This window comes from Saccharothrix saharensis, from assembly GCF_006716745.1.
GTDB classification, from domain to species: Bacteria; Actinomycetota; Actinomycetes; order Mycobacteriales; family Pseudonocardiaceae; genus Actinosynnema; species Actinosynnema saharense.
In genome coordinates, this window is sequence record NZ_VFPP01000001.1 from 3,684,032 (window position 1) to 3,710,520 (window position 26,489).

22 protein-coding genes are annotated in these 26,489 nt (G+C 73.9%); 12 read left to right on the top strand and 10 right to left on the bottom strand.

The genetic code is table 11. From position 1 onward, the window contains the following. Positions 1-25: 25 nt before the first annotated feature. Complete coding sequence (locus FHX81_RS15765) at positions 26-1,312, bottom strand: extracellular solute-binding protein (protein WP_141978889.1); 1,287 nt, start codon at positions 1,310-1,312, stop codon at positions 26-28. 167 nt (positions 1,313-1,479) lie between these two features. Between FHX81_RS15765 and FHX81_RS15770 the strand changes: the two genes are divergently transcribed. Beyond that, complete coding sequence (locus tag FHX81_RS15770) at positions 1,480-3,537, top strand: beta-galactosidase (protein WP_141978890.1); 2,058 nt, start codon at positions 1,480-1,482, stop codon at positions 3,535-3,537. Between the two features lie 78 nt (positions 3,538-3,615). Here FHX81_RS15770 and FHX81_RS15775 read toward each other — a convergent pair whose 3' ends face one another. Beyond that, positions 3,616-4,302, bottom strand: a complete 687-nt coding sequence (locus tag FHX81_RS15775; RefSeq protein WP_141978891.1) for a hypothetical protein — start codon at positions 4,300-4,302, stop codon at positions 3,616-3,618. Positions 4,303-4,387: 85 nt separating this feature from the next. Between FHX81_RS15775 and FHX81_RS15780 the strand changes: the two genes are divergently transcribed. Continuing rightward, positions 4,388-4,711 carry a PadR family transcriptional regulator gene (locus FHX81_RS15780; protein ID WP_141978892.1) on the top strand — a complete coding sequence of 108 codons (324 nt, stop codon included), beginning with the start codon at positions 4,388-4,390 and terminating at the stop codon, positions 4,709-4,711. Beyond that, on the top strand, positions 4,708-5,847 hold the full coding sequence (locus FHX81_RS15785) for an HAAS signaling domain-containing protein (RefSeq protein ID WP_141978893.1): 1,140 nt from the start codon (positions 4,708-4,710) through the stop codon (positions 5,845-5,847). The genes FHX81_RS15780 and FHX81_RS15785 overlap by 4 nt, the downstream gene beginning before the upstream one ends. Before the next feature lie 7 nt (positions 5,848-5,854). Here the strand turns inward: FHX81_RS15785 and FHX81_RS15790 are convergent, their stop codons facing one another. After that, on the bottom strand, positions 5,855-6,742 hold the full coding sequence (locus FHX81_RS15790; RefSeq protein ID WP_425473824.1) for a substrate-binding domain-containing protein: 888 nt from the start codon (positions 6,740-6,742) through the stop codon (positions 5,855-5,857). Positions 6,743-6,924: 182 nt separating this feature from the next. On the opposite strand from FHX81_RS15790, the gene FHX81_RS15795 reads away from it, so the two are divergent. From FHX81_RS15795 to FHX81_RS15805, 3 genes are all read left to right on the top strand, one after another. After that, positions 6,925-7,296 carry a YciI family protein gene (locus tag FHX81_RS15795; RefSeq protein WP_141978894.1) on the top strand — a complete coding sequence of 124 codons (372 nt, stop codon included), beginning with the start codon at positions 6,925-6,927 and terminating at the stop codon, positions 7,294-7,296. Further along, a complete protein-coding gene (locus FHX81_RS15800) occupies positions 7,293-8,543 on the top strand; it encodes an RNA polymerase sigma factor (protein WP_141978895.1) in 1,251 nt (416 codons plus the stop codon). Before FHX81_RS15795 ends, FHX81_RS15800 begins: the two co-directional genes overlap by 4 nt. 70 nt (positions 8,544-8,613) lie before the next feature. Further along, a complete protein-coding gene (locus tag FHX81_RS15805) occupies positions 8,614-9,303 on the top strand; it encodes a dihydrofolate reductase family protein (protein WP_141978896.1) in 690 nt (229 codons plus the stop codon). A 47-nt stretch (positions 9,304-9,350) separates the two neighbouring features. Here the strand turns inward: FHX81_RS15805 and FHX81_RS15810 are convergent, their stop codons facing one another. Then, positions 9,351-11,372 carry a cellulose binding domain-containing protein gene (locus tag FHX81_RS15810; RefSeq protein WP_141978897.1) on the bottom strand — a complete coding sequence of 674 codons (2,022 nt, stop codon included), beginning with the start codon at positions 11,370-11,372 and terminating at the stop codon, positions 9,351-9,353. Between the two features lie 310 nt (positions 11,373-11,682). Between FHX81_RS15810 and FHX81_RS15815 the strand changes: the two genes are divergently transcribed. The 3 genes from FHX81_RS15815 to FHX81_RS15825 are packed head-to-tail and all read left to right on the top strand — an operon-like array spanning position 11,683 to position 14,698. Beyond that, a complete protein-coding gene (locus FHX81_RS15815; protein ID WP_141978898.1) occupies positions 11,683-12,864 on the top strand; it encodes a DUF418 domain-containing protein in 1,182 nt (393 codons plus the stop codon). Further along, on the top strand, positions 12,861-14,063 hold the full coding sequence (locus tag FHX81_RS15820; RefSeq protein WP_141978899.1) for a sensor histidine kinase: 1,203 nt from the start codon (positions 12,861-12,863) through the stop codon (positions 14,061-14,063). The genes FHX81_RS15815 and FHX81_RS15820 overlap by 4 nt, the downstream gene beginning before the upstream one ends. Further along, positions 14,060-14,698: a response regulator gene (locus FHX81_RS15825; protein ID WP_141978900.1), complete on the top strand. Its 639-nt coding sequence runs from the start codon at positions 14,060-14,062 to the stop codon at positions 14,696-14,698. The genes FHX81_RS15820 and FHX81_RS15825 overlap by 4 nt, the downstream gene beginning before the upstream one ends. 6 nt (positions 14,699-14,704) lie before the next feature. On the opposite strand, the gene FHX81_RS15830 is transcribed toward FHX81_RS15825, so the two are convergent. Continuing rightward, positions 14,705-15,073: a winged helix-turn-helix transcriptional regulator gene (locus FHX81_RS15830; RefSeq protein ID WP_141978901.1), complete on the bottom strand. Its 369-nt coding sequence runs from the start codon at positions 15,071-15,073 to the stop codon at positions 14,705-14,707. A gap of 80 nt (positions 15,074-15,153) precedes the next feature. Here FHX81_RS15830 and FHX81_RS15835 point away from each other — a divergent pair, with 80 nt between their 5' ends. Next, complete coding sequence (locus FHX81_RS15835) at positions 15,154-15,564, top strand: RidA family protein (RefSeq protein ID WP_141978902.1); 411 nt, start codon at positions 15,154-15,156, stop codon at positions 15,562-15,564. Here the strand turns inward: FHX81_RS15835 and FHX81_RS15840 are convergent. Then, positions 15,507-18,362, bottom strand: a complete 2,856-nt coding sequence (locus tag FHX81_RS15840) for an ATP-binding protein (protein ID WP_170232066.1) — start codon at positions 18,360-18,362, stop codon at positions 15,507-15,509. The genes FHX81_RS15835 and FHX81_RS15840 overlap by 58 nt on opposite strands. 218 nt (positions 18,363-18,580) lie before the next feature. On the opposite strand from FHX81_RS15840, the gene FHX81_RS15845 reads away from it, so the two are divergent. Further along, positions 18,581-20,119: a S8 family peptidase gene (locus FHX81_RS15845; RefSeq protein WP_141978904.1), complete on the top strand. Its 1,539-nt coding sequence runs from the start codon at positions 18,581-18,583 to the stop codon at positions 20,117-20,119. Here the strand turns inward: FHX81_RS15845 and FHX81_RS15850 are convergent. Next, complete coding sequence (locus tag FHX81_RS15850; RefSeq protein WP_246107838.1) at positions 20,116-21,027, bottom strand: hypothetical protein; 912 nt, start codon at positions 21,025-21,027, stop codon at positions 20,116-20,118. The genes FHX81_RS15845 and FHX81_RS15850 overlap by 4 nt on opposite strands. Before the next feature lie 86 nt (positions 21,028-21,113). Beyond that, positions 21,114-21,695 carry a vWA domain-containing protein gene (locus tag FHX81_RS15855; protein WP_141978905.1) on the bottom strand — a complete coding sequence of 194 codons (582 nt, stop codon included), beginning with the start codon at positions 21,693-21,695 and terminating at the stop codon, positions 21,114-21,116. Positions 21,696-21,857: 162 nt separating this feature from the next. Here FHX81_RS15855 and FHX81_RS15860 point away from each other — a divergent pair, with 162 nt between their 5' ends. Then, the gene (locus tag FHX81_RS15860; RefSeq protein WP_141978906.1) at positions 21,858-24,788 is read left to right on the top strand and encodes an AfsR/SARP family transcriptional regulator; all 2,931 of its coding nucleotides are present in this window, start codon (positions 21,858-21,860) and stop codon (positions 24,786-24,788) included. A 46-nt stretch (positions 24,789-24,834) separates the two neighbouring features. On the opposite strand, the gene FHX81_RS15865 is transcribed toward FHX81_RS15860, so the two are convergent. Next, entirely contained in the window at positions 24,835-26,058 is a 1,224-nt protein-coding gene (locus FHX81_RS15865) for a helix-turn-helix domain-containing protein (RefSeq protein WP_141978907.1), read from the bottom strand. Positions 26,059-26,167: 109 nt separating this feature from the next. Next, a complete protein-coding gene (locus FHX81_RS15870) occupies positions 26,168-26,347 on the bottom strand; it encodes a hypothetical protein (RefSeq protein ID WP_141978908.1) in 180 nt (59 codons plus the stop codon). Between the last annotated feature and the right edge of the window lie 142 nt (positions 26,348-26,489).

A 26,489-nucleotide genomic window follows, 5' to 3' on the forward strand; every position in this document is an offset into this window, starting at 1 on the left:
GGTCACACGCGTCGACGCCACGGGCTCAGCCGCCAACCGTGAAGCCGTTGGCCTTCATGTCGTCCACGGTCGCGCCCTGCATCTCCGCCAGCGCGGGCACGAGGTCCGCGCCGGCGCTGATCGCCTCACCCATCGCGTTCTTGTACGCGGTGTAGGTGACGTTCACGTTCGGCCCCCACGTGAAGCCGGACGAGGTGGCGGCGATCGCCGCGGCCCGGGTGTAGAAGTCCGGTTGGTTGGGGAAGAACGCGGGCGGCTGGGACTGCGCCTGCTGCGCGGACGTGGCCGCCGGGTAGATGCCGCTCTCCTTCACCAGCAACTCGACGGCCTCCGGGTCGGTGTTGAGCCACAGCGCGAACTCGGTCGCGGCCTTCTGCTTCTTCGAGCCCGCGGTCACGGCCGTGGTGGAGCCGCCCCAGTTGCCGGTGCGCGGGTTGGCGGCGTCCCACTGCGGCATCGGCGCCATCGCCCACTTGCCCGCCGTGCTCTCCGCGTTGCCCTTGAGCACGCCCGGTGCCCACACCGCGCTCAGCCAGCCGATCTGCGTGCCGTCGTTGAGCGCCTTGTTCCACTCGGGCGTGTACATCGGGGACTTGTCGACCGCGCCCTCGGCGACCAGGCCGCTCCAGTACTGCGCGACCTTCCTGGTCGCGGCGTCGTCCACCGAGACCTTCCACGCGTCGCCGTCGACCGACCACCACGAGGCGCCGGCCTGCTGCACGAGCCCCGCGAACCAGCCCGGGTCGTTGGAGGAGAACGTGCCGAGGAACTTGTCCGGTGCCTCGGCCCGCAGGTCACGGGCGGTCTGCGCGTACTCGTCCCAGGTGGTCGGCACCTCCAGGCCGTACTGCTCGAACAGGTCGGCGCGGTAGTAGAACATCATCGGCCCGGAGTCCTGGGGCACGGCGTAGACGCCGCTGCCGCCCAGCGTGACCTGGTCCCAGATGCCCGGCGCGAACTCGTCCTCGGCGGCCGCGGCGCCCTCGGAGATGTCGGCCAGCACGTCGTTGCTGACCAGGGTCGGCAGCGCCTGGAACTCCACCTGCGCGAGGTCCGGCGGGTTGCCGCCCTTGGCGCTGGTCAGGAGCTTGGTCACCAGGTCGTCGCCCTGCGCCTGCTTGCTCACCACGACCTGGGCGTCCGGGTGGCCCGCGTTCCACTTGTCGACGACCTTGTCGATGTTGGGCGCCCACGCCCAGAAGGACAGTTCGACCGGGCCGTCGGCGGCCTGCTCGGCGCCTGTGCCGCAGCCGGCGAGCAGGGCGAGGCCGAGACCGAGTGCCGCGGCCTTCTTCGCGATGTCGAGTCGCATGAGGTCTCCGGGGGTCCGCGTCGCTGACGCCACTGCCAGCGAGAACCGCGCTGTGAACGTGCACAGTAGTTGGCCGGACAGCTCGCCTGTCAACTACTTGACACCCCGTCTTATCTGCACCGTAATCTGCGATGAGACCGTGCACGTTCACAGCCGCTGGAGTGTTCATGACGTTTGTGGTGCCTCGCCCGGCCGACGGGCAAGCCGTGGGGGACCCGTTCGCGCCGCGCATGCCGGCCGGCGTGGACGGGCTCGTCTACGGCGGGGACTACAACCCCGAGCAGTGGCCCGAGGAGGTGTGGGTCGAGGACGTGGCGCTGATGCGGCAGGCCGGGGTGAACCTGGTCAGCGTCGCCATCCACGCCTGGGCGCTGCTGGAGCCGCGGCCCGGCGAGTTCGACTTCGGCTGGCTTGACCGGCTGCTGGACCTGCTGCACGGCGCGGGCATCGCGGTCAACCTGGCCACGCCGACCGTCGTGCCGCCCGCGTGGCTCTACCGCGCGCACCCGGGCATCCGGCCGGTCACCCGGGACGGCACGGAACTGGAACGCGGGTCGCGGGCGACGTTCTGCCCCAGCTCACCCGCCTACCGGCAGGCCGCCGCGACGATCACCCGGCAGCTCGGCGCGCGGTACGGCGCGCACCCGGCGGTGGCGCTGTGGCACGTGCACAACGAGTACGGCGCGCCGCTCGGCGCGTGCTACTGCCCCGAGTCGGCCACCGCGTTCCGGCGCTGGCTGCGCGACCGGCACGGTTCGCTCGACGCGCTCAACGAGGCCTGGGGCACGAGCTTCTGGGGCCAGCGCTACGGCGAGTGGGCCGAGGTCGAGCCGCCGCGGGTGTCCGGCACGACCGGCAACCCGGCGCACGAGCTGGACTTCGCCCGGTTCTGCTCGGACGAGCTGCTGGCCTGCTACACCGCCGAGCGCGACATCCTGCGCGCGCACTCGGCCCTGCCGATCACCACGAACTTCATGACCACCAACTGCAAGTCGATCGACTACTGGCGCTGGGGCCGCGAGGTCGACGTGGTGGCCAACGACCACTACCTGACCGCCGAGGCCGACCGGAACCACATCGACCTGGCCCTGTCGGCGGACCTGACCCGCGCGGTGGCGGGCGGGCGGCCGTGGATGCTGATGGAGCACTCCACCGGCGCGGTGAACTGGCAGCCGCGCAACCTGGCCAAGCGGCCCGGCGAGATGCGCCGCAACAGCCTGGCCCACGTGGCGCGCGGCGCGGACGCGGTGATGTTCTTCCAGTGGCGGGCTTCCCGCTTCGGCGCGGAGAAGTTCCACTCCGCGATGCTGCCCCACTCGGGCACGCGCAGCCGGACGTGGCCGGAGGTCGTGCGGCTGGGCGGTGAGCTCGGCGCGCTGCACGAGGTGCGCGGCAGCGTGGTGCGGGCGGACGTCGCCGTGCTGTGGGACTGGGAGTCGTGGTGGGCGCTGGAGCTGGACTGGCGGCCGTCGGTCGACCTGTCCTACCGGGAGCGCGTCGGCGCGTTCTACGAACGGCTCTGGGACGCTCACCTGACCGTGGACTTCGTCGCGCCGGAAGCCGACCTGGGCGGCTACCGGCTCGTCGTCGTGCCGTCGCTGTACCTGGCGTCGACGGCGGCGGCCCGCGTGCTGCACGACTACGTGGCCGGTGGCGGCGCGCTCGTCGTCTCGTACTTCTCCGGCATCGTGGACGCCAACGACGCCGTGCACCCCGGCGGGCACCCCGGCGCGTTGCGCGACGTGCTCGGGCTGGAGGTGGAGGAGTTCCTGCCGCTGCGCGCCGGCGAGGAGGTCGCGCTCGACGGCGGGCTGCGCGGTGACGTGTGGGCCGAGCACATCCGCCTGACCGGCGCGGAGGCCGTGCGCTCCTACGTGGACGGCCCGGCGGCGGGCGGTCCGGCCGTGACGCGGCACCGGCTCGGGGCGGGCACCGCCTGGTACGTCTCGACCCGGCTGCGCGGCGCGGCGCTCGACCGGGTGCTGCGCGAGGTCTTCCCGGCCGCGGGCGTTCGGGTGCGTGACGACCTGCCGCGCGACGTGGAGGTGGTGCGCCGGCGCGGCGCCGGCGCCGACTACCTGTTCGTGCTCAACCACACCGACGCCGAGGTGGGCCTGGCCGCGTCCGGCACCGAGCTGCTCACCGGGCAGCGGTGCGCGTCGGAGCTGCGCGTGCCGGCGGGCGGCGTGGCCGTACTCAGGTCCCTCGACGAGAAGGACGGGTGACGGAGGAGCTGCTCGTCAGCCTCCCGGACGGCCCGTTCACCCCGGGTCCGGGTCCGGTCCAACGGCGGGCAGGTCCGGTCACAGGTGGCGACCAGCCAGCCACCGCCGCCAGGTGGTCCGCTTCACCTTCACCTCCGGGTGCGCGGCGACGTGCAGCAGGAACTCCGCCCGCAGCCGGACCACCGGGTCGTCGTCGCCCAGCAGGCCGCGCATCCGCTCGTGGAACCGGTCGTCGGCGACGTGCCGGACCAGCCCCGCGTACATCCAGTCCTTGCAGCGGTAGCGGCGGCGGACCACGTCGGTGATCAGGTCCGGCACCTGCGGCCGGATGCCCGACGGGACGCCGTCGGCGGCCAGCGCGCGCAGCAACGACTCCTTGCGCCCCCACGGTGACCACAGGTTGTTGGCGTCGGCGCGCCAGTCGTCCGGACAACGCCCCTCCCACACCAGGTAGAGCAGCACGAACGGCGCGTGGCGCTCGCGGACCTCGTCGTCCTCGTCCCACAGCGAAGCGGTGAGGCCGAAGATCGTCTGGCCCCGGTGGTAGCGGAACGCGGCCTGGGCCTGGTCCATCTCGGCGGCCAGGTGCGGCTGGTCCGGCGCCGGCGACCCGGCTCGCGCCCACACGTCGTTCGACCAGTGCAACGCCTGCCGCGCGTGCTCGACCGACTCCCGGTGCCGGGCCAGGGCGCGGCGGCGGACGTCCTCGTCGCGCGACGCCAGACCCCACACCCATGCGGGGTCTCCCACGAACTCGGTCGCCACGGGAGTGATCCTCGCACTACCCCTCCGTACACGGTACTCCGCTTTCCGTAGTACCATCGTTCGCACACCACCGGGGGAGATGCGCATGGACACCAGCCAGCTGCTCAAGGGGGTGCTGGACCTCGCCGTCCTCGCGGTGCTGCGCAAGGAGGACGGGTACGGCTACGACGTGCTGCGCAGACTGCGCCAAGGCGGTCTGGACGGCGTCGGCGACGCGTCGGTCTACGGCACCCTGCGCCGGCTCTACAACGCCGGCCTGCTCACGTCCTACGTCGTGCCCAGCGAAGAGGGCCCGCACCGCAAGTACTACAGCCTCAACGAGCCGGGCCGGGAACGCCTGCTCGAATCCGGCCAGACCTGGAAGTCGTTCGCGCGGGCGTTGGACGACCTGTTGGGGGAGGGTGCATGAACACGCAGACGAACACCGAGGTCCAGCACTACCTGGACGGCATGCGCGAGGCGCTGTCCGACCTGCCCGCCGCCGAGGTCGCCGAGATCATGGACGACGCGGGCGCGCACGTCGCCGAGGTCGCCGAGGAGATGGGCGACGAGTTCTCCCTGGCCGCGCTGGTCGACCGGCTCGGCACACCCCGTGCGTACGCCGAGGAGCTGCGCGTCGCGGCGGGCTACCCGCTGCCCTCCTCCCCCGCGGCCGACGGCGGCGGGCAGTCGGTGCTGGTGGCCAGGTTCGCGTTCTGGAGCCTCGTCGCCGCCACCGTGATGGCGTTCGGCTTCGCCACCACCCGCGGCGACATCATCGAGGCGACCGTGCTGGTCGGCCTCTGCGGCGCGGCGGCGGCGCTGCTGGTGTTCCGGCAGGCCGGCCTGCTCGCCGAGGTCGCGAAGCTGCCGGAGACCGCCGCCGTCCGGGACTTCCTGGCCCGGGCCGCGAAGACGGACCTGCGCAAGGCGTTCGCGCCGCTGCGCGCCCTCCAGCCGGCGTGGTGGGTCGTCCGCGCGCTGGTCATCGCGGCCGGCGGCGTGATGGTGTACCGGCCGGAGTTCGGCCTGGTGGTGGCCGTGGCGCTCGCCGCGTTGTCGCTGGTGGCGGGCCCGAAGGCGCGGACCGACCGCCGGTGGCTGTGGATCAGCCTGCCCGCGACCGGGTTCGCCCTGGGCCTCCTGCTGGTCATCCTCGGCTCGCTGGCCACGCGCCTGGACGACTACCCGGTCGGCAACGCGCCGGTCTCGTACAACCCGACGCCCGCGATGCCCGACAACGTCTACGTGTTCGACAAGGACGGCAAGCCGCTCACCGACGTCCACCTCTACGACGAGGACGGCAGGCCGCTCAACGCCACGTGGTACGGCTGCGAGGGCGACAGCCGCCGGGACAACCGCTTCCCCCGCCCGCGGGTGGTCCACGACGAGCGGGGCTGCCACGAGGAGCCGGGCGTCCCGTTCACCGTCGTGATGCCGACCATGCCCACGACCACCACGCCCACGCCGTCGACGGTCACCCAGTCCCCCGTGCCCACCACGACCGGGTCCGCCACAGCGGAGTCCACCACGGCGGCACCGACGACGGTGACGACCACCGGCTGACCCGGCGTCAGCCCCGGGCCGGCGGGGCGGTCGAGTCGCGGACGACGAGTTCCGTGGCCAGCTCGACCCGGTCGGTCACCGGCGGGCGGCCGGCGATCAGGTCGGCCAGCATCCAGCCCGCCTGCCGGCCCATCGCGGCGAGCGGCTGGCGGACCGTGGTGAGCGCGGGCGCGGCGCGGCGGGCGGCGGGCAGGTCGTCGAAGCCGACGACGCTGAGGTCGCCCGGCACGGACAGGCCCGCCGACCGCGCCGCCTCCACCACGCCCAGCGCCTGCTCGTCGTTGGCCGCGAACACCGCCGTGGGCCGGTCGGGCCTGCGCAGCAGCGCGTCGGCCTCCCGGCGACCACCCTCGCGGGTGAAGTCGGCGTGCCGGACCAGGTCCGCGTCGAACGCGATGCCCGCGCGGTCGAGGGCGACCCGGTAGCCCTCCACGCGGGCACGGCTGCACCGCACGTCACGCGGACCGCCCACGACGGCGATCCGCCGGTGCCCGAGCGCCAGCAGGTGCTTCACCGCCGTGACGCCGCCCGCCCGGTCGGACGCGGCGACGCCGACCAGGTCCGGCGCGGCCACGTCCACCGGGTCGATGTGCACCAGCGGCACGCCGGCGCGGGCGAACACCCGTTCCTCGGCCACGCTGATCGGGCACGTCACCAGCAGCACCCCGGCGCGCCGGGCCCGGACCACGTCGGCGGCCCACGACGCGCCGCGGCCGACCGCCGAGGACAGCACCACGTCCAGCCCCGAGTCGACCACGCCCCGCATGACCTCCATGGCCCAGGCGCTGTTCAGGGCGGGGAAGACCAGCTCGACCAGCGGCACGGGAGGGTGCGGCCGGTCGACCCGCGACCTGCTCACGCGGCACGTGCGCTCCAGAATCTTCAACCCGCTCACGGTTTCCGACACTATCGGAAAACTGGCGAAACACAACGAGCCGCTGAACTGCAACGATTCACCCGTCAGCACCGATCCACGTCGCCCGAACTCCTGAAGCCACACGGTGGTTTCGCAAGTTTTTCGAAAACGCTCCAGCCGGCAGAATCCCGCTGTCCGATGCCGGTCCGCAGGAGGCGCGCGTGAAGTACCTGATGCTCATCTACGGCAATGAGCAGGTGTGGAACAGCGTGGACGCCGAGGAGTTCACCAAGCTGGTCGCCGACGTGGACGCGTTCAACGCGGAGCTGCGGGAGTCCGGCGAGCTGGTCGACTCGCGCGGCCTGGTGGAACGCCCCCGGGCGGTGCGCGTGGTCGAGGGCGCCCCGGTCGTCACCGACGGGCCGTACCTGGAGGCCAAGGAGTACGTCGGCTCCTACTTCGTGGTCGACGTGGACAGCGAGGAGCGGGCGCTGGACATCGCGCGCTCGTACCCGGCCCTGCGCTACAGCCGGGGCCTGGGCGGCGGCCTGGAGGTGTGGCCGCTGATGGAGCCGGGCGGCGGCGACCTTTGACCGTCGAACACCTCCTGCGGACCCTGACGCCGCAGGTGCTCGGCACCCTGGTGCGCCGGCACGGCGACTTCGCCCGGTGCGAGGACGCCGTGCAGGAGGCGTTGATCGACGCCGCCGACGCGTGGTCGCGCAACGGCGTCCCCGAACACCCGCTGGGCTGGCTCACCACCGTCGCCGCGCGCCGGTACGTCGACCTGGTGCGGTCCGACGCCGCGCGGGCCCGCCGCGAGCAGGCCGTGCACGACGCCGTGCCGCGCGACGAGCTGCTCGCACCGCCGCCGGACGCCGAACCCGCCCGTGACGACCTGCTGGAACTGCTGCTCCTGTGCTGCCACCCCGCGCTCACGCCGCCGGCGCAGATGGCGTTGACGCTGCGGGCCGTCGCCGGGTTGACCACCGCCGAGATCGCCGCCGCGTTCCTGGTGCCGGACAAGACCATGGGCCAGCGCGTCTCGCGGGCCAAGCAGCGGCTGCTGGAGGCGGGCGCGCGGTTCGAGCTGCCCTCCTCACCGGCGGACCGCGAACGCGCGCTGACCGTCGTGCTGCACGTGCTGTACCTGCTGTTCAACGAGGGCTACAGCGCCAGCGCCGGTCCCCGGCTGCGCCGGCCCGACCTGACCGAGCAGGCCGTGCGGCTGACCCGTGAGCTGCACGCCCGGCTGCCCGACCACGGCGAGACGGCCGGCCTGCTCGCGTTGATGCTGCTCACCGAGGCGCGCGGCGCGGCCCGCACCGGACCGGACGGCACCCTGGTCCCGCTGGCCGAGCAGGACCGGTCGCGGTGGGACCGCGCGGCGATCGCCGAGGGCACCGACCTGATCACCCGCACCCTGGCCGGCCACCCCGTCGGCCCGTACCAGGTGCAGGCGGCCATCGCGGCCGTGCACAGCGAGGCCGCCACGGCGGCGGACACCGACTGGCCGCAGGTCCTCGCGTTGTACGACGTGCTGCACCGCCTCGCGCCCAGCTCGGTCGCCGCGCTGAACCGGGCCGTCGCGGTGGCCGAGGTGCACGGGCCGCGGGCCGCCCTGGACGTCCTCGACGAGCTGGAGCGCGGCGTCCTCGCGGGCCACCACCGACTGCTCGCCGTGCGCGCCCACGTGCTCGAACGGGCCGGTGACGCGGACGCCGCGGGTGCGGCGTTCCGGCAGGCCGCGCGGCTCGCGGGCAACGTCGCCGAGCAGCGGTTCCTGCTCCTGCGGGCCGCCCGCTGCGGATCCGTCGAAGATCTTCCCGGGTCGGCGTAGAAATCGGGTCGCCGGCTCCGATCCCCTCCCGAGCGACCCCGTCGGGCGTCGCCGGGAGGAAGGAAGAGCGATGACCAAGGTGACCGCGCAGATGTCGGTGTCCCTCGACGGCTTCTACGCCGGGCCGCGCCACGACGGCGACGGCGACTGGCTGGGGTCGGCGGAGGCGGCGGCGTTCTTCCGCATCACCCGCTGGGCGATCAGCGCGATGGCGTGGCGGGAGCGGCAGGGCATCGCGGGCGGCGTGCGCGACGTCAACTCCGACGTCATCCAGGAGAACTTCGAGGCCGCCGGCGCGTACGTGATGGGCCGGCGCATGGCCGACGGCGGCGAGGTGCCGTGGGGCGAGGAGCCACCGTTCCGCGCACCCGTCTTCGTGGTGACCAACCGGCCGCGCCCGACCCTCGAGCGCAGGGGCGGCACCAGCTTCACCTACGTCACCGACGGCGTGGCGAGCGCCGTGGCCCGGGCGAAGGCCGTCGCGGGCGGCAAGGACGTCGCGGTCGCGGGCGGCGGCACGCTGGTCCGCCAGGTCCTGGCCGCCGGCCTGCTGGACGAGCTGGAGCTGCACATCGTCCCGGTCGTCCTGGGCACCGGCATGCGCCTGCTGGACGCCGACCTCGGCCTGGGCCACAAGGAGGGCATCGAGCTGACCCCGACGAGGGTCCTGCACGCGCCGGACGTGACCCACGTGCGCTACACCGTCACCGGCCGCGCACCGCTGGTGCTGGACGACCGCGGCCGCGGCGACGCCGGGTGACCCCGACCGGCGAGCCGCCCCCGGCGCGGACCGGGGGCGGCGTCACGTCAGCGGGTGGTGCAGAGCGTGCCGTTCAGGAAGTACTTCACCGGGTGCACGTTCGGGCCCTGGTACGCGCCCACGAACCCGGCCGTGGTCGACTCGCCCGCCGCCAGCGTGGCGGTGTTGCCGACGGTGACCTTGGTCCCGGCCTGCGACCAGGTGGCGTTCCAGCCGCTGGAGACCTGCTGCCAGGTGGTCGGCCAGGTGTAGGTCAACGTCCACCCGGCGGCCGGTCGCGTGCCCGTGTTGGTGATCTGGAGGTCGGCCACGAAACCGTTGCCCCAGTTGGTGCTCTCCTTGTACGTCACCGCGCACGTGGACGTGGCCGGGGTGCCGGTGGTGAAGGTCAGCGGTGGGGAGGACCAGGAGACCCGACCCGCGTTGTCCCGCGCCACGAGGTTGACCGTGTACTCCGTGCCGGGCACGAGGTTGGCCGCGGTGAACGTGGTGCCGGTCGTCTCGCCCCACTGCTCGGTGTGCGCCCCGTCGACCCGCCGGTGCACCTCGTACTTGACGCCCGCGGGCGGCGCGGGCCAGGACAGCGCGGCCGTGCGGTCGGTGATCCCACCCGCGACCGGGCGGGCGGGGGCGGCCGGGCCGCCCACCGAACCGGACGGCTTGAGCAGCACGGTGGTGATCGAGTAAGGCGGCAGCGTCACGGTGGACGACGAGCCGGTGGCCGTGGTGATGCCGGTGTCGCCGTTGGCGAAGGTGTGCACGGTCGCGCCGGCGGCGGCCGTGTAGCCGGCGAGCCGCAGGTCCACGGTCCTGGCGGCGTCGGGGTCCTGGTTGATCAGCAGCACGGACAGGCCGCCGTCGGTCCGCCGCGCCGCGTGGCTGCGCACCAGCGGGTCGGTGGACGCGGCCGTCACCAGCTGGTCGCCCGGCCGGGCGAACTTCGACACCATGGCGATCCCGTGGTACGGCGCGAACGGCGTGTTCAGCGCGGGCTGGCACACCGTCCCCTCGGCGTTGCAGCCGCCGCTGGAGAGCAGGCCGTAGTCGTCGTAATCGGTGTGGCCCGCGATCTCGCGGACCTGGCCGATGCCGTTGTGGACGTTCCACCAGTCCACGTTGAACACGCCGTGGCCGATCATGGTCGCGTAGGCGTCGGCGGCGAACAGCGCGCCCGGCTGGGTGTTGCGCCCGAACGACGTGTTCACCTCGGTCAGCGCGATGCCCAGGTCCTTGCCCGCGAGCCGGCGCGACTGCTCGCGCACCAGGGCGATCTGGTCCTTCACCCGGTCGGTCTTGGCCAGCACCTGCGCCGCCGTGTCACCGCTGGGGTACCAGTGGATGATGCCGAAGTCGACCACGGGACCGGCGATGGACAGCACGACCTCGTTCCACGACGCGGAGTCGCCCGCCGCCGTGATGCCGTCGGGCCACTCGCCCGGCGTGGTCAGCACCGCGCCGATCTTGATGGTCGGGTCGACGGCCTTCATCGCGGTGGCGTAATCGCGGACCAGGGTGGCGTAGTACGTCGGGCTCTTGTCCGGGTGGTGGTCGGCTTCCCAGCCCGAGCCGTAGTGCCCGTTGCCGTAGTTCTCGTTGCCGATCTCCCAGTACTTCACGCCGTAGCGCTTCTCGACGTTGGCGTACCGCACCCAGGCAGCCGCCTCTTCGGCCGTGCCGGTGCCGTAGTTGGCCGTGACGATCGCCTGACCGCCGGCCCGCCGCACGCCCCTCATGAACGTGTCGAAGTCGGTGTTCGGCGCCACGTAACCGCCGGGCGCGGTGTGGTCGGCCCAGTGGTAGATGTCCGAGTAGGACCCGCCGGGGTAGCGCATCGCCTTGACACCCGCGTCCTTGAGCAGGTCGGCGACCGCGTCACTGCCCAGGTGGGTGTCCCAGATCGCGTGGTTCACGCCGGTGGCGGCCTCGTCCACCACCTCCAACCCGGCCCTGGTGTTCACCGTGACGGTGACGGCGGAATCGGCGGCGTGCGCCGGGGCACCGGCGGTCAGCGCGACTTGGGCGGCCACGAGCGCGGCGAGTGCGGGCAGCACGGCGAGGCGCGGTCTCATAAGAGGTTTCCTCATCGACGGTGATGAATTGGGAGCGCTCCCAAACTGTGCGGCGCGCCTGTGACCTTGTCAATCACCCGACTCCCCGCATTTACCCACCGAGCCGGCCGCGGATGTCCGGCGGTCACCGGGAACCGCCTTTCACCTCATCGAACGCGCATTCGCCCGGATTCTTCGAATTGTCGAACGCCCCTGACCGGACGGGGCACCGCATCGACCGATCGGTTGACCCGCGCCGGTCCGAGGTGGACGCCCGGGGTCAGCCGGCTCGTCGATCCGGGGGTCGCCCCACCGCGGCGAGGCTTGGCCCATGACCCAGACGACTGCCGCCGCGGGGCCGATCCCGGTCGGGGAGCGGGCGCTCGCGCCCGACCTGGCCCGCGGTGCGATGCTCGCCCTGATCGCCTTGGCCAACTCCGTTGTGTACCTCTACGACCGCCCTTACGGCGTGCGCCAGCACATCGTCGAGCACGGCCTGCTCGACCGGGTCGCGGCCGTGCTGAACGTGACCTTCGTCGGCGGGCGCGCGTACCCGATGTTCGCCGCCCTCTTCGCCTACGGCGTCGTCCTCTCCTACCGGCGCCATCGCACGGCCGGGGCGGACGACCGCGAGGCCAAGCGGCTGCTCCGGCGGCGCAACCGCTGGCTCATCGCGTTCGGCGCGGCGCACGTGGTGCTGCTGTTCCCGGGTGACATCCTCCTCAGCTACGGCATCCTGGGGTTCCTGGTCCTGCGGTGGCTGGGTGCCTCGGACCGCAAGCTGCTCGTCGCCGCCGGCCTGTGGCTGGTCGTCGTGGCGGTGGTGCAGGGCGCGTCGTCGCTGACGCCGCCGGACGGCACGCGTCACGTCTTCTTCTCCTTCGAGACCGCCGACTTCGGCGCGGCGATGGCCCTGCGGCCCGCCGAGTGGTTGCTGACCCCGTTCGGGATGATCGGGGTGGGCAGCGCGGCCCTGATCGGCACGTGGGCGGCCCGGCGCGGGGTGCTCACCGACCCGGCCGCGCACCGTCCCCTGCTGGTCCGCACCTCCGTGCTCGGGTTGACGGCCGCCGTGGCCGGTGGCGTGCCGATCGCGTTGGCGACGGGCGGGTTCTGGCAGCCGACGGCGCCGCTCACGCTGTGGAGCGTCGCGGCGCTGCACGCGGTGACCGGTGTCGCGGGAGGGCTCGGGTACGCGGCGCTCATCGCGCTGGCGGCGGCACGGCTCGGTGCGCGGCGCGGACCGGTGGTGCGCCTGCTGGAGACCGGCGGCCGGTACTCGTTGAGCTGCTACCTGTTCCAGTCCGTGGTGTTCGTGGCGCTGCTGATGCCCTACACCCTCGGCCTCGGGGCGACGCTCGGCACCGCCGGGCTCTCCGTCATCGCGCTCGGCACGTGGCTGGTCTCGCTGCTGCTCGCGGCGCTGCTCGGGCGCGCGGGCAGGCGAGGGCCGGCGGAAGCGTTGTTGGGCCGCCTGACTTATCGCCGTGCGGCGGCGAAGATGGCGGGGTGACGACGGTGGAGGAACGGCTGGGCCTGCTGCGGGAACGGCGGTGGAACCAGGCGTGGGGTTTCGCCCCGTTCGGCGTGCTGTTCCTCACCTGCGCGATAGCGGTGACCACCGCTTCGCGCGGCTGGCCGGACCAGGCGGTCACGGTCGGCATCGCCGCCGGACTCGCCGGGTGGCACTGGTGGTTCGTCGTGGCGCACCCGCAGTGGTGGGACCGCCGGGTGTGGCCGATGGCGGTGTACTTCGTCGGCGTGCTCGCGTTCGCGTCGGTGCTGGTGCAGCGCCACGACGCCTTCCAGCTGTTCATCCCCATGTGCTACGTGCTGGCGTTCGTCGCCCTGCCGGGGTGGCCCGCGTACCTCGGCGTGGTCGCGGCGAACGTCCCGTGGCTGCTGGCGCCCGGCACGGACCTGCGCCTGACGCTGGTCAACCTCGCCGTGGGCACGCCGCTGGCCGCGCTGATCGGCGGCGTGATCAGGGCCATGGAGCGGGAGGCGATCCGGCGCCGGGAGACCAACGCCGAGCTGGTCGCCATGGCCGAGGAGAACGCCCGGCTGCACGGGCTGCTGGTCGAGCAGGCCAGGGCCGCCGGGATCGCGGGCGAGCGCGCGCGGTTGGCCCGGGAGATCCACGACACCGTGGCCCAGGGGCTGACCGGGATCGTCACGCAGCTGGAGGCGATCGACGAGCACGCCGTTCCGCCCGGTCCGGTGCGCGCCCGGCTGGAGATCGCGGGCGGCCTCGCGCGCACCAGCCTGGTGGAGGTGCGCCGGTCGATCGAGGCGCTGCGCCCCGGACCGCTCCAGGGCGCCAGGCTCGGTGAGGCCGTGCGGCAGGCCGTGACGACGTGGCGGGAGCAGTACGGCGTGCCGGCCGCCTTCACCGTGACCGGGACGCCGCAACCGTTGCACTCGGAGGTGGAGGTGACCGTGCTGCGCGCGGCCCAGGAGGCGCTGTCCAACGTGGGCCGGCACGCCGGGGCGCGACGCGTGGACGTCACACTGTCCTACATGGAGGACGTGGTCGTCTTGGACGTGCGCGACGACGGGGTCGGGTTCACGCCGGGGGTGGCCGGCGGCTTCGGGCTCACGGCGTTGATGGAGCGGGTGCGCGCGTTGGCGGGCGAGGTCGACGTCGAGTCCGCGCCGGGCGCCGGCACGGCGGTCAGCGTCACCGTCCCGGTGATCGGGGTGGACGGGTGACGTCGTTGCGGCTGGTGGTCGTGGACGACCACCCGGTGGTGCGGGACGGGTTGCGCGGCATGCTCGGCACGCAGCCGGACCTGGAGGTCGTCGGCGAGGCGGCGTCCGGGACGGAGGCCCTGACCGTGGTGGCGGCGGCCCGCCCGGACGTGGTGCTGACCGACCTGCGGCTGCCCGACCCGAGCGGCGGTGCGCTGATCCGGTCGCTGCTGGAGCGCGTGCCGACCACCCGGGTGCTCGTGCTCACCACCCACGACACCGACTCGGACGTGCTGCCGGCCGTCGAGGCGGGCGCCATCGGCTACCTGCTCAAGGACGCGCCCCGCGAGGAGCTGTTCCGCGCCGTGCGCGCCGCCGCGCGCGGCGAGACCGTGCTGGCGCCGTCGGTCGCCGCGCTGCTGCTCGCCCGCGTCCGCCCGCGACGCCCGCTGAGCGAGGCCCGGCTCAGCGCCCGGGAACGCGAGGTGCTCGCGCTCGTCGCCGAGGGCCGGACCAACCGCGAGGCCGCCGCCCGGCTCTACATCAGCGAAGCCACCGTGAAGACGCACCTGTTGCACATCTACGCCAAGCTGGAGGTCACCGACCGCGCCTCGGCCGTGGCCGCCGCGTACCGGCGCGGGCTGCTGGACGGCTGAGGCCGGTCACGCCTCGGCGTCGAACCGCGCGCGGGCCCGTTCGACGTCGGCCATGTTGGCCGTGCTCCAGCGCAGCAACGCGTCGATGAGGTCCTGCAACGTCGTCCCGAGCGGCGTGATGCGGTACTCGACGGCGATCGGGCGCGTGGCCACGACGACGCGTTCGACCATCCCGTTGCGCTCCAGCCGGCGCAGCGTGGCGGTCAGCGACTTCTGCGTCACGACGGGGATCTCGCGGCGCAGCTCGTTGAACCGCGACGGCCGGCCGCACAGCTTGTCGAGGACCTGGAGCGACCACTTGTCGAGCACCTGGTCGAGCAGTTCGCGGTGCGGCGCGGTGATCACGACCTGGTCGGCCTGCGAGGTTTCCTGCACGACACCTAGTCTCGTTGAAGTTCCCTTCGTGCACCAGGTAGACGTTGGATACCACTCACGACCAGCATGAAGGACGTCACGTGACCGTGCAGCTGCTCAGCCCCGAGGGCATGTTCCAGCCCGTTCCCTACCACCACGTCTCGATCGGCACGGGCACGCGGCACGTGCACGTCGCCGGGCAGATCGCCCGTGACGCGGCGGGCGCCCCCGTCGCGACCGGCGACCTCACCGGCCAGGTCGCGCAAGCGCTGCGCAACACCGCGCTCGGCCTGGCCGGCGCCGGGGCCGACTTCACCGACGTGGTGCGGCTCCGGTTCTTCGTGACGCGGTGGAGCCCCGACCAGATGGACGCCTTCCTGGCGGGCATCACCTCCGTCGCCGACGAGTTGGGCATCCCCCGACCGTTCCCGCCCGCGTCGCTGATCGGCGTGGACTACCTGTTCGAGCCGGACGTGCTGGTCGAGGTGGAGGCGTTCGCCGTGCTCGACTGACCCACGCCGCGCAGCGCGGTGCGGGAGGCGATGCCGAGCTTCCGCATCGCGTGCGCGACGTGGTTGTCCACCGTGCGCCTGGACAGGAACAGCGCCTCGGCGATCTCGCGGTTGGTCAGCCCGCGGCCGACCAGCGCGGCCACCTCGCGTTCGCGCGGGGACAACGCCCGCCCGTAACCGCGCCGGCCGGGCCGCACGCCGCCCCGGTACGCGCGCGACGCGCGTTCACCGCGCTGGACGTCGTGCGCCAGGCCCAGGTCCCGGTAGGCGCCGATCGCGGCCGCCACCCGGTCCGCGGCGGTGGCCCGGTCGCCCGCCCGGTCGCAGTGGTGCGCCGACAGCTCGTCCGCCACGGCGGCGGCGTGCGGTCGCGGCAGGACGGCGAACCGGCGCGCGGCGGCGTGGAAGCGGTCCGCGGCCTCCTCCGGGGAGTCGGCCAGCTCGCCCCGGCACAGCTCCAGCCCGGCCGCCGCCAGCGGCGCGTCCCGGCCCGCGATGCCCTCGGCGAACGCGTCGGTGAACGCGGCGGCCTCCGCCACCCGACCGGTCCGGACGCGGGCGCGCACCAGGGGCCACGCCACCTCCGCCGCCCACACCCAGTTGTCCTTGCGGCGCACCCGGGCCACCGCGCGATCGGCCTCGTGGCACGCCGCCGCCGTCTCACCGCGCCGCAGGTGCGCGGCGGCCCGGCCCGCCATCGCCGACACCACCGCGGGCACGTTGTCCGGTGCGACCGCGAGGGCCGTGCCGAACCACCGCGCCGCCGCCGACGCGTCACCGCGGTCCAGCGCCAGCCACCCCAGCGCCAACCACGCGTCGACGGCCAGGAACGCCATGTCGCCCGCCTGCTCCACGAACCGGCGCGCGTCGTCCTCCAGGCCGTCCCACCGCCCGGTGGCCGCGTGCAGGCGCAGCCGGGTGCCGTCGCTGAGCAGCGACAGGTACGGCACGTCGGAGTCCGCGACCATGTGCCTGCCCCGGTCCAGGAACTCCAGGGCCCGGTCGTAGTGGCCGGTCCACGTCGCCGCGTCGGCCAGGTTGTGGTAGGTCCGGGTGAGCTGGCGGCGCACCCGCACGGAGCCCGCGTGCGCGGGCAGCGCGGCGACCGTGTCCCACGCGGACGGATCGGCGATCTGCATCAGCGTGGACACCCGGTTCGCGCGCACCGCGGCGACCAGCTCGGCGTCCCGGCTGCCCGCCACCACGCGCTCGGCCTCGTCCAGCCACCGCAGGTGCTCGGCCACCGGCCCGGGTCCGAAGCAGGGCAGCGACAACGCCGCCATGCCGCGGGCGGCCAGCGCGGGACGGCGGCTCAGGTCGGGCACGGCCCGTTCGATCTCGGCTCGCCCCGCCGCGGTCGAGCCGACCTGGTTGATCAGCAGGATGCCCAGGTTGAGCCGCACCTCACCGCGTGCCGTCCGGCTCATCCCCCGGTCGGCCAGCACCTCGCGCAGGCGTCGGACGGTGTGGTCGCGCACGACGCTCTGCAGGGCCAGCTTGCCCAGCCGCACGGCGAAGGAGTCCTTGGCCGCGCGCGGCAGGTCCGGGTCGGCGAGGGCGTCCTCCAGCAGCTGCACCGCGAGCGCGGTGTCGCCGACGAGGACGGCGTGCTCGGACGCGGCGGCCGTCGAGCCGACCCACGCGTCCGGGTTCCCGGCGTGGCGGTGGTGGTGGGCGAGCTGGACCAGCGGCGGGTCCGGCAGCGCGGCGAGCGCGGCGGCGGCCCGCTCGTGCAGCGACCGCCGGCGCGGACCGGGCAACGGCGCGTAGGTCGCCTGCCGCGCCAACGGGTGCCGCAACGCGTAACGGCCGGCCGACACCTCGTGCAGCACGCCCGTGCGCAGCGCTGTCACCAGCGCGTCGGCCGCCTCCCGCACGGGCAGGTCCGCCACGGCGGTGAGCACGTCCTCCGCGGCGGGCACGTCGAGCACCGCCGCCGCCTGCACGACCCGGGTGACCGCCGGACCGAGCCGGGCCAGGTGGTCGGCCATCGTGTCGCGCAGCAGCACGGGCACGTGCACCCGGTCGGGTGGGCCCGGCCGCAGGCTGTCGAGGTCCACCGCGCCGTCCCGCACCTCGCGCAGCACCTCCTCCACCGCGAACGGGATGCCGGCCGTGCGGCGGTGCAGTTCGGCGGCGACGTCCTCGGGCACGTCCGGCACGCGCAGCAGCGCGCACGCCAGCTCGCGGACGTGCCCGGCGCTCAACGGCGTCAACCGCAGCACGAGGTCGGCCAGGTGCGTCGGCGGCAGGAAGTCCTCGCGCCGGCAGGTCAGCACGAGCGAGACCTCGCGCGGCGGGCAGGCCAGGAACCGCAGCAGCTCGTGCGTGCCCTCGTCCGCCCAGTGCACGTCTTCGAGCACCAGCACCGCGCGGCCCGGCACGGCCAGCAGCTCGCGCACGGCCCGGAACACCCGGTGCCGCTCACTGCCCGCGTCCACCCCCGGCAACGGCTCCGGCAGCAGCGACGCCAGCTCGGGCAACAACGGGTGCAGCGCGCCGGTGATCGGCGGCAACGGGCCGGCGCCCACCACCTCGCGCAGGTGCCGCAAGGCGTCCACCACCGGCCCGTAGGGCAGCGGCGCGCGCAGCGGCTGGCACCGTCCCAGCAGCACGGTCCGACCCGCCACGGCCCGGTGGCCGAGCAGTTCGCGCACGAGGCGGGTCTTGCCCACGCCCGCCTCGCCCTCGACCAGCACCACGGCCGGCGAGTCGCGCAGGGCCCGCGCCACCGCGTCCAGCTCGACGTCCCGCCCCACGAACACGTCGGCAGGCGATGACCTCGTGTCGCGGGGCATGCCCGGCACCGTACAACGCGACGTCACGGCACGACCACCACTCGCGGTGACCGGGTCGGCCGTTGTTTGGGTATACCCGCTGTTCGCCGCGCGCATTGTCCGCGGCGAACCGCGAAGTGCATGGTCATCACGTCCCCGGGAGCCAGCCTCGACCAGGTCGCACGGGGACTTCCCCCACCCCTGCACGGACCGGCCACCGGGCCGGTCTCGGAGGAACCATGCGCATCTCACCACGCTTCGTGACCGCGGTCGCGGCGGCGGGCGTCACCGCCGCGCTCACCACGGCGGGCACGCCGGCGAACGCCGAACCCCTGTCCCCTCCCGTCGGCGCGCAAGTGGTCGCCGACCGGTACATCGTCGTCCTCAAGGACTCCACCGACCGCGCGGCCGTGCCCGACCTGGCCGGCAGGTACTCCGGGCGCGTCCGCCGCGTCTACGACTCGGCGCTGCGCGGGTTCTCCGTCGAGCTGGACCGCGCGCAGGCCGCCCGGCTCGCCGCCGACCCGGCCGTGAGCCGCGTCGAACCGGTGGTCGTGGGCCGTGCGTCGGACACCCAGCAGAACCCGCCGTCGTGGGGCCTGGACCGGGTCGACCAGCGCGCCCTGCCGCTGAGCGGGTCCTACACCTACGACACCACCGCCTCGAACGTCACCGCGTACGTGGTGGACAGCGGGGTGCGGATGAGCCACCAGTCGTTCGGCGGGCGGGCCAAGAGCGGCTACGACTTCGTCGACGACGATTCGGACGCGAGCGACTGCCTCGGCCACGGCACGCACGTCGCCGGCACCATCGGCAGCTCCGCGTACGGGGTGGCCAAGGGCGTGAAGATCGTTTCGGTGCGCGTGCTGGACTGCAACGACAGCGCCACCACCGAGGACACCCTGGCCGGCATCGACTGGGTCACCCGCAACGCGGTCAAGCCCGCCGTGGCCAACTTCAGCCTCTACTTCGGCAGCTCCGCGCCCAGCGTCGAGAACGCGATCAAGAACTCCATCGCGTCCGGCGTGGTGTGGTCGCTGTCGGGCAACAACCAGGGCACCGACGCCTGCCGGACGTCGCCGGCGAAGCTGCCCGAGGCGATCACGGTCGGGAACACCACCAACACCGACACCCGCAGCTCGACGTCCAACTACGGCTCGTGCCTGGACATCTGGGCGCCGGGCACGAGCATCGTGTCGGCGAGCCACCAGAGCGACACCGGCACCCGGACCATGACCGGCACCTCGATGGCCGCGCCGCACGTCGCCGGCGCCGCCGCCCTGCACCTGGCCGGCAACCCGTCCGCGACACCGCAGCAGGTCCGCGACGCCCTGGTGGCGCGGGCCAGCACGGTCACCATCGGCGACGGCCGGGCCGGTTCGCCGAACAAGCTCCTCAACACCCTGGGCGGCACCACCCCGCCGCCGACCTGCGGCCCGTACCGCAACACCACCGACGTCACCATCCCCGACGCCGGCACGGCCGTGACGAGCTCGTTGTCCGTCACCGACTGCGCGGGCAACGCGCCCGGCACGCTCCAGGTCGACGTCGACATCCGCCACACCTGGCGGGGCGACCTGGTCGTGGACCTGCTCGCCCCGGACGGCACGGTCTACCCGCTCAAGCCGCGCAACGACAACGACAGCGCGGACAACGTGATCACCACCTACACCGTCGACGCCTCCTCCGAGCCCGCCAACGGCACGTGGAAGCTGCGCGTGCGCGACGCGGTCGCCAACGACACGGGGTACGTCACCAGCTGGGGCCTGACCTTCTAGCGGTCCGGCGCCCCGGTCACCCGCCACCTCACCCCGTAGGCCAGCCCCGGGGTGGGGTGGTGGAACCGCAGGTGGACCTCACCGGCCGGGTCCACCGGGTGCGCGACGCCCCCGCGGGTCAGGTCGTCGTGCGGATCGGCGCCTTCCAGCGCCCACACGCGCGCCGGGGTCGGGGCGGGGCCGAAGCGGACGCGCAGGTCGAGCAGGTCGCACGGGTGCTCCGGCACGTGGACGAGGTGCGCCCGCAACACCTGCTCGCCCGGCGGCCGGTAGCGGATCGCGAAGTCGTGCGCGTGGTCGCGGTCGACCGGGGCCGGCAGGGCCAGGGTCGGGCGGTGGCGGTCGACCAGCGTGCCGCCGTACAGCACCCGCACGTCGGGCCGGTCCAGCGGGAGCGGCGGGGTCAGGGCCAGCTCGCGCAACCCGTCCCGCTCGGCGACGACCCGGTGCCGCTCGATCACCTCGGGCCCGTCCAGCGTCAGCACGGCGTGCAGCTCGGCGGTGCGCCACCCGCCCGACCGCGCGCCCGGCCGGTCGCGCGGCGCGTCGGCGGCCAGCTCGGCGAGGTGGTTGATGGCCTCGTCGACCCGGCGGCGGATCGTGCGCGGGTCGCGGTCCAGCCGGATCGCCGCCCAGTACACGCGGTCCTGGTAGAGCGGCAGCCGGGCCTCGTCCTCGATGGCGAACGCCGCGCGCGTGGCCAGGCGCAGGTCCTCCGGCAGCCGCCCGGCCAGCTCCTCCAGCCTCGCGGACACCTTCCGCCGGATCGCGCCCGGCGCGTCGCCCGCGGTCACCCCGCAGGTCGCGCGCAGGGTCGGGCCGACCCGGTCCCCGATCCGGCCGGCCAGCACGCCGCGGCCCTTGCGGAGCGACTTCAGCTCCCGGACCAGGTCCACGTACGCGTTCATCGGCTCACCCCCGTCGATCTCCACGGTGTTCTGCGGTGCAGGGTGCGTCCCGCGGGTGGACCGGGCGTGGACGGATCGTGGATGGCCTAGACGCGGTCGGTCCGCCGTGCCGTCCGGGTCATCGACACCGCCAGCGCGGTGCCCAGCCGGATGCCGTCCTGGCCGAGGAACACGCGGGACGTGCCGATGCGGTCGAGCGTGTCCCGGTCTACCGCGCCGAGGCCGTAGGCGACCACGGTCGGACGGGACGGCCAGTCCGGGTCGGCCAGCGCCGCGAACGCCGCGGGCCACGCGGACCGGTCGGTCGGCCGGCCATCGGAGGCGAAGAAGACGACCGGGCGGTGCACGCGCAGGCGGTCGGCTTCCAGGGCGCGCACGTCGTCCGAGATGGTCTCGCGCAACAACGCGAACGCCGGGCCGAAGTTGGTCCCGGCGCGGGGTCTGGACGCGTCCAGCTCGGTCAGCTCCGCCGCCGGTCGCAGCGGTTGCAGCACGGTGGCCGCGGCGGCGAACCCGACCACGCAGACCCTGGTCAGGGCGGCCACCGACGGGTCGGCGTGCACCGCGCCCCGGAACTCCCGCAACCCCGCGTTCACCTCACCGAGGTGGTCGGTCATGGAGAGCGACACGTCGCACACCAAGTAGCACGGCAGCACGTCGGACACCATCGAGCTCCTCCTTCGCACAACTTTTGCGGACAGGTCGGAGCGTGGCCGGTGCTTGTCTACCGAAGGTGGACCCGAGGCGGATTCCGACACACGGACGGCCCCTTGTGCGACATCCGCCGTAGACGTGAAGCTCGCGAACCGGGAGGCGGCGTGGAATTTCGGATGCTGGGTCCGCTGGAGGCGTGGCACGAAGGTGCCCGATTGCCGCTGGGCGACCAGCAGCAGCGGTTCGTCCTCGTGGTGCTCCTGCTGCACGCGAACAAGCCGGTGTCCACCGAGAAGTTGACCGAGATCGTGTGGGGTGGCAACCCCGACCGCCGCAACCTCGTGCGCGGCTACATCAACAAGCTGCGCAAGGCGTTCCAGGGCACGGACGCGGCGATCGAGACGACGCCGACCGGCTACCTGCTGCGGGTCGACGACGACCTGATCGACACCGTCCGGTTCGACCGGCTGCGCGCGGAGGCGGAGGCGGCGCGGGCGCGGGACCCCCGGCTGGCGATCGCGCTGTTACGCGCGGCCGTCGACCTGTGGCGCGGCCGGTTCCTGGAGGACATCGACCACGACCGGGTCGGCGGCACCGAGCTGATCTCGCCGGACGACAGCTACTACGACGCGGTCGGGGACCTGTCCGAGCTGGAGCTGGACGCGGGCGATCACCGGTCGGTGCGGGACCGGCTGCGGCCGGTGGTGCGCACCGACCCGGCCCGGCAGAAGCACGCCGGGCTGCTCATGCGGGCGTTGATCGCCAACGGCGACCGGACCGAGGCGGGCCGGGTCTTCCACGCCACCGAGGCCGCGTTGGCGGAGCAGGGCTGGGAGCCGGGGCCGCAGCTGCGCAAGCTCGCCGCCCGCGCGGAACGCGGTGAGCCGACCAGCTCGCTGCCGTCGCGGGAGGGCGGGTTCACCGGTCGTGACGCGGAGCTGGCGGCGATCGAGGCGGCGGCCGGGTCACCGGGCGAGCGGCGCGCGGTGTGGGTGAGCGGTGGGCCCGGCGTGGGCAAGACCGGGTTGGCCGTGGAGGCGGCGCACCGGCTGCGCCACCGGTTCCCGGACGGGCAGCTGCTGGTGCGGCTCAACGGGTACACGCCGAACGTTTCCCCGACGACGGTGTCGGACGCGCTCGACCAGCTCCTGGGCGAGCTGGGCGTGCCGCCCGAGCAGATCCCGGCGTCGGTGAACCGGAAGTTCACCCTCTACCAGACGGAGCTGTACGGCACGCGGACGTTGGTGGTGCTGGACAACGCGCACTCGCCGGAGCAGGTGCGGTCGCTGCTGCCGGAGGAGGCGGGCTGCTTCGCGATCGTGACCAGCAGGCGGGTCGGCGAGCCGGACACCGGCGCGCACCTGCGGCTGCTGGAGCTGCCGCCCGACGACGCGTTCGCGCTGTTCCGCACGCTGGCCGGCGCGCAGCGGGTGCACGCCAGGTCGGCCGAGGTGGCCGGGGTGGTCAAGCGGTGCGGGTACATGCCGATGCAGATCCGGGTGGCCGCGGCGGTGTTCCGCCGGCACGACCGGTGGCCGTTGGAACACCTGCTGCGGCAGTTGGAGGAGAGCGGGCCGTGGCCCGCGGACGGCGACGGCGCGGACGGCGCCGCGGTGCGGGTGTCGTACCTCCAGCTCGACGTGGCGCAGCGGGAGCTGTTCCGGCTGTTCGGCCACCTGCCCGGACCCGACCTGGACGTGGCGGGCGCGGCGGCGCTGGCCGCCCGGGACGTGCCCGGCGTCCGCGCGCTGCTCGACGACCTGCACGAGGTGTGCCTGCTGGAGGAAGTGGCGCCGGAGCGGTACCGGATGCTGGACCCGCTCAAGGAGTTCGCCGCGGCCGAGCCGTCACCGGGCACGCCGGCCGAGCGCGTGGACGCCCTGCTGCGGCTGCTCGACTTCTACCTGGTCGGACTCGCCGAAGCGGTGGGCGCGGCCTACCCGTTCGACCGCGCGCACCTGCCCGCGGTGCACCGCACCAGCCGGGTGGTGCCCGCGTTCAGGGGAAAGCGGGACGCGACCGCCTGGATCGCGGCCGAGCGGGACAACCTGGTCGCCGCCATCCGCTGCGCCGCCGAGCGGGAGTTGCCCGGCCACGCGTGGCGGCTGGCGGTGCTGATCTGGCGCCACTTCCACACCACGAGCAGGTTCGAGGACTGGGTCGAGACGGTGGAGCTGGCCTGGGCGACCGTGCGCGCCGTGCCGGACGAGGAGCACGGCCGCGCGCACGTGCTGCTCCACCTGGCCACCGCCTACGACCGGCTCGGGCGGTTGGAGGACGCGCTGGAGCTGGCCACCCGCGCCCTGTCGCTGTGGCGGGGACTCGGCGACGTGCTGGGCGAGGCGGACACGTTGGTGTTGCTCGCGATCTCCCAGATGCAGCTCGGCCGGCACGCCGAGGCGATCGGGCACGCCGAGGCCGCGCTGGAGAAGTTCGAGCGGTGCGGTGACCTGCGTGGTCAGGCGCACGCGTTGAGCATGCTCGGGGTGCTGAACGAGGAACGCGGCGACCTGGAACCGGCGCTGCGCCGGCACCGGGCCGCCGTGCCGCTCCTGCGCCGGGTCGACCACCGGCAGGGCTTGGCGCACGCGTTGAACAACCTCGGCACGGTGCAGCAGCGCCTGGGGTTCGCCGACGAGGCGCTCGACGCCCACCTGGAGGCGCACGACCTGGCCGTCGAGCTGGGCGACGACTGCCTGGCGGCCTACGCGCTGAACTACACCGCCAACGTGCACCGGTCGCAGGGCAGGGTGGCCGAAGCCCTGCACCACCACGAGCGGGCCAGGGTGGCGGCGGCCGACGTGTCCAACACCGACCTGCGCACCCGCCTGTTCCTCGACCGGGCCGCGACCGCGCAGGCCGGCGGCGACCGCTCGGGCGCGTTGCGGGCCTACCGCGCGGCGCTGGACCTGGCGATGGGAGCCGGGAACCGCGGGCACGGCGCCCGGGCCCACCACGGCGTCGCCCGGGCGCTGCACGCGTTGGGGCAGCACACCAAGGCCGCCGAGCACTGGGACGCGGCCGAGTCGGAGTTCGGCGCGCTCGGCCAGCCCGAGGCGGACGAGGTGCGGGCCGAGCACGCGAGCCTGACCTGCGCGTGCCGCTGACGCCCGTCCCGGCGGGTCGCCCGTCACCGCGACCCGCCGGACCGGGTCAGTACCGCTGCCGCAGCACGCGCCGCAGCTCGGGGTAGACCTCCCGGACCGCGCCGTGGTTGTGCCACCGGCCCAGCGTCCGGGACAGCTCCCGCAGGTCCGCCCGCACGGTCGCCGAGTCGACGTGCGCCACGTCGTCCAGCGTGCCCGCCAACGTCGCGCAACTCTGGTCGATCTCACCGGCGAGCGCGAGGGCCAGCGAGCGGCGGGTGCCGAACCTGGCCCGGGACCGGCGGGCCGTGGCGGGCAACCGGACCAGCTCCCGCTCCAGCACGGTCGCCGACTCGGCGGTCCGGCCGAGGTCGCACAACGACCAGCCCCTGGCCAGCTCCGCCGGGTCCGGCGCGGTCGAGCCCAGCACCGGGTACGCCCCGGTGTCCGCGGTGGACCGGTCGAGGAGGTCGGCGGCCCGGTCCATCGCCCGGTCGAAGGACCCGAGGTCACCCGCCAGGGCGTGACCCTGCGCCTCCCGCCGCGCCGCCAGGCCCCGGGTCCGCGCGCTCGCCCGGTCGATGCCCTGCGCCCGCCGGGCCAGCTCGATCGTCCCGACCGCGTCCTGCCGGTAGAGCGCGAGCCCGGCCTCCCGGACGAACGCGTAGCTCACGATCTCCCGGTCGCCGCCCGCGCGCGCCAGCTCGGAGGCGTGCCGGGTCCACGACAGCGCGCGCTGCTCGTCACCCACCTCCTGGTTCATCCACCCCGTGTACTCGGCGATCCGCGCGGCGAGCAGCAGCAGCCGGGACCGGACCGGCTCGGGGTTCTCGTGCGCCAGCGCGTGCACCGTGCGCAGCAGGGCCACCAGCGGTTCGAGGACCACGACGGGACTCGTCTGCATGCCCAGGGAACGCAGGTGCTCGAACGAGGTCCGCATCCCCGCCACCACCCGCTCGTCCGGCGCGGGCCGCGGTCCGCCCGCGAGCGCCATCCCGAGCACCGTGCCGGTGCCGGCGACCAGCACCTGGCGGCGGTCGAGCGTGAGCCCGGCCCCGGCGGCCCGCTCGACGGCCTGGTCCCGGGCCGCCCGGGCCGCCTCGATGAGGCTGCCGCCCGCGTCCAGCACGCTGTCGCACAGCCGCGCCATGGTGTCGTGCGGCAGCTTCAGGTCGTTCTCGACCTTGCTGAGGTGGCCTTTGCTGTAGTGCACGCGCTTGGCCAGCTGCCCGATCGACAGACCGGCGGCCACGCGGCACTCGCGGAGTAATTCACCAAACGATCCGGTCACCTGAGCCTCCTGGTCCGGCCGACGTCCGAGTACACCACCGCGCCCGATCCGGCGCAATCGCCCGACCGACCGCGGGAATTCCGCGGCCGGCCGGGCGCATTTGTGCTCCTCACCCGTACCACGGGTTGCCGTCGGGCCCGACGGTGACCGTGGTGGTGACCGGCGGCGGGCACTCCTCGAACGACGAGGCGGCCGCGCCACCACCCGACGCGAACACCGCGACCACCGCGCCCACCACGGCCAGCGAGAAACCGGCCTTGGCTGCGAAACCTGACCTGAAAATGGACACGACTGTCCTCCAAGACGAATCGGTGAATGTATTCACGGGCCGTTTTCCGAATTCATTCCGCCCGTACCGACAATGTTTCACCAGCCCGTCGCGGCTGACCAGGTGTTGCCCGTTTCCCGCCGGTGCGGCGGACGGGCGACAC

Coding starts and splice junctions, on each gene's coding strand:
- FHX81_RS15815 (WP_141978898.1), top strand. CDS start 11,683: ATGACCCAGACGACTGCCGCCGCGGGGCCGATCCCGGTCGGGGAGCGG.
- FHX81_RS15850 (WP_246107838.1), bottom strand. CDS start 21,027: ATGAACGCGTACGTGGACCTGGTCCGGGAGCTGAAGTCGCTCCGCAAG.
- FHX81_RS15845 (WP_141978904.1), top strand. CDS start 18,581: ATGCGCATCTCACCACGCTTCGTGACCGCGGTCGCGGCGGCGGGCGTC.
- FHX81_RS15855 (WP_141978905.1), bottom strand. CDS start 21,695: ATGGTGTCCGACGTGCTGCCGTGCTACTTGGTGTGCGACGTGTCGCTC.
- FHX81_RS15765 (WP_141978889.1), bottom strand. CDS start 1,312: ATGCGACTCGACATCGCGAAGAAGGCCGCGGCACTCGGTCTCGGCCTC.
- FHX81_RS15860 (WP_141978906.1), top strand. CDS start 21,858: ATGCTGGGTCCGCTGGAGGCGTGGCACGAAGGTGCCCGATTGCCGCTG.
- FHX81_RS15780 (WP_141978892.1), top strand. CDS start 4,388: ATGGACACCAGCCAGCTGCTCAAGGGGGTGCTGGACCTCGCCGTCCTC.
- FHX81_RS15810 (WP_141978897.1), bottom strand. CDS start 11,372: ATGAGACCGCGCCTCGCCGTGCTGCCCGCACTCGCCGCGCTCGTGGCC.
- FHX81_RS15770 (WP_141978890.1), top strand. CDS start 1,480: ATGACGTTTGTGGTGCCTCGCCCGGCCGACGGGCAAGCCGTGGGGGAC.
- FHX81_RS15805 (WP_141978896.1), top strand. CDS start 8,614: ATGACCAAGGTGACCGCGCAGATGTCGGTGTCCCTCGACGGCTTCTAC.
- FHX81_RS15785 (WP_141978893.1), top strand. CDS start 4,708: ATGAACACGCAGACGAACACCGAGGTCCAGCACTACCTGGACGGCATG.
- FHX81_RS15840 (WP_170232066.1), bottom strand. CDS start 18,362: ATGCCCCGCGACACGAGGTCATCGCCTGCCGACGTGTTCGTGGGGCGG.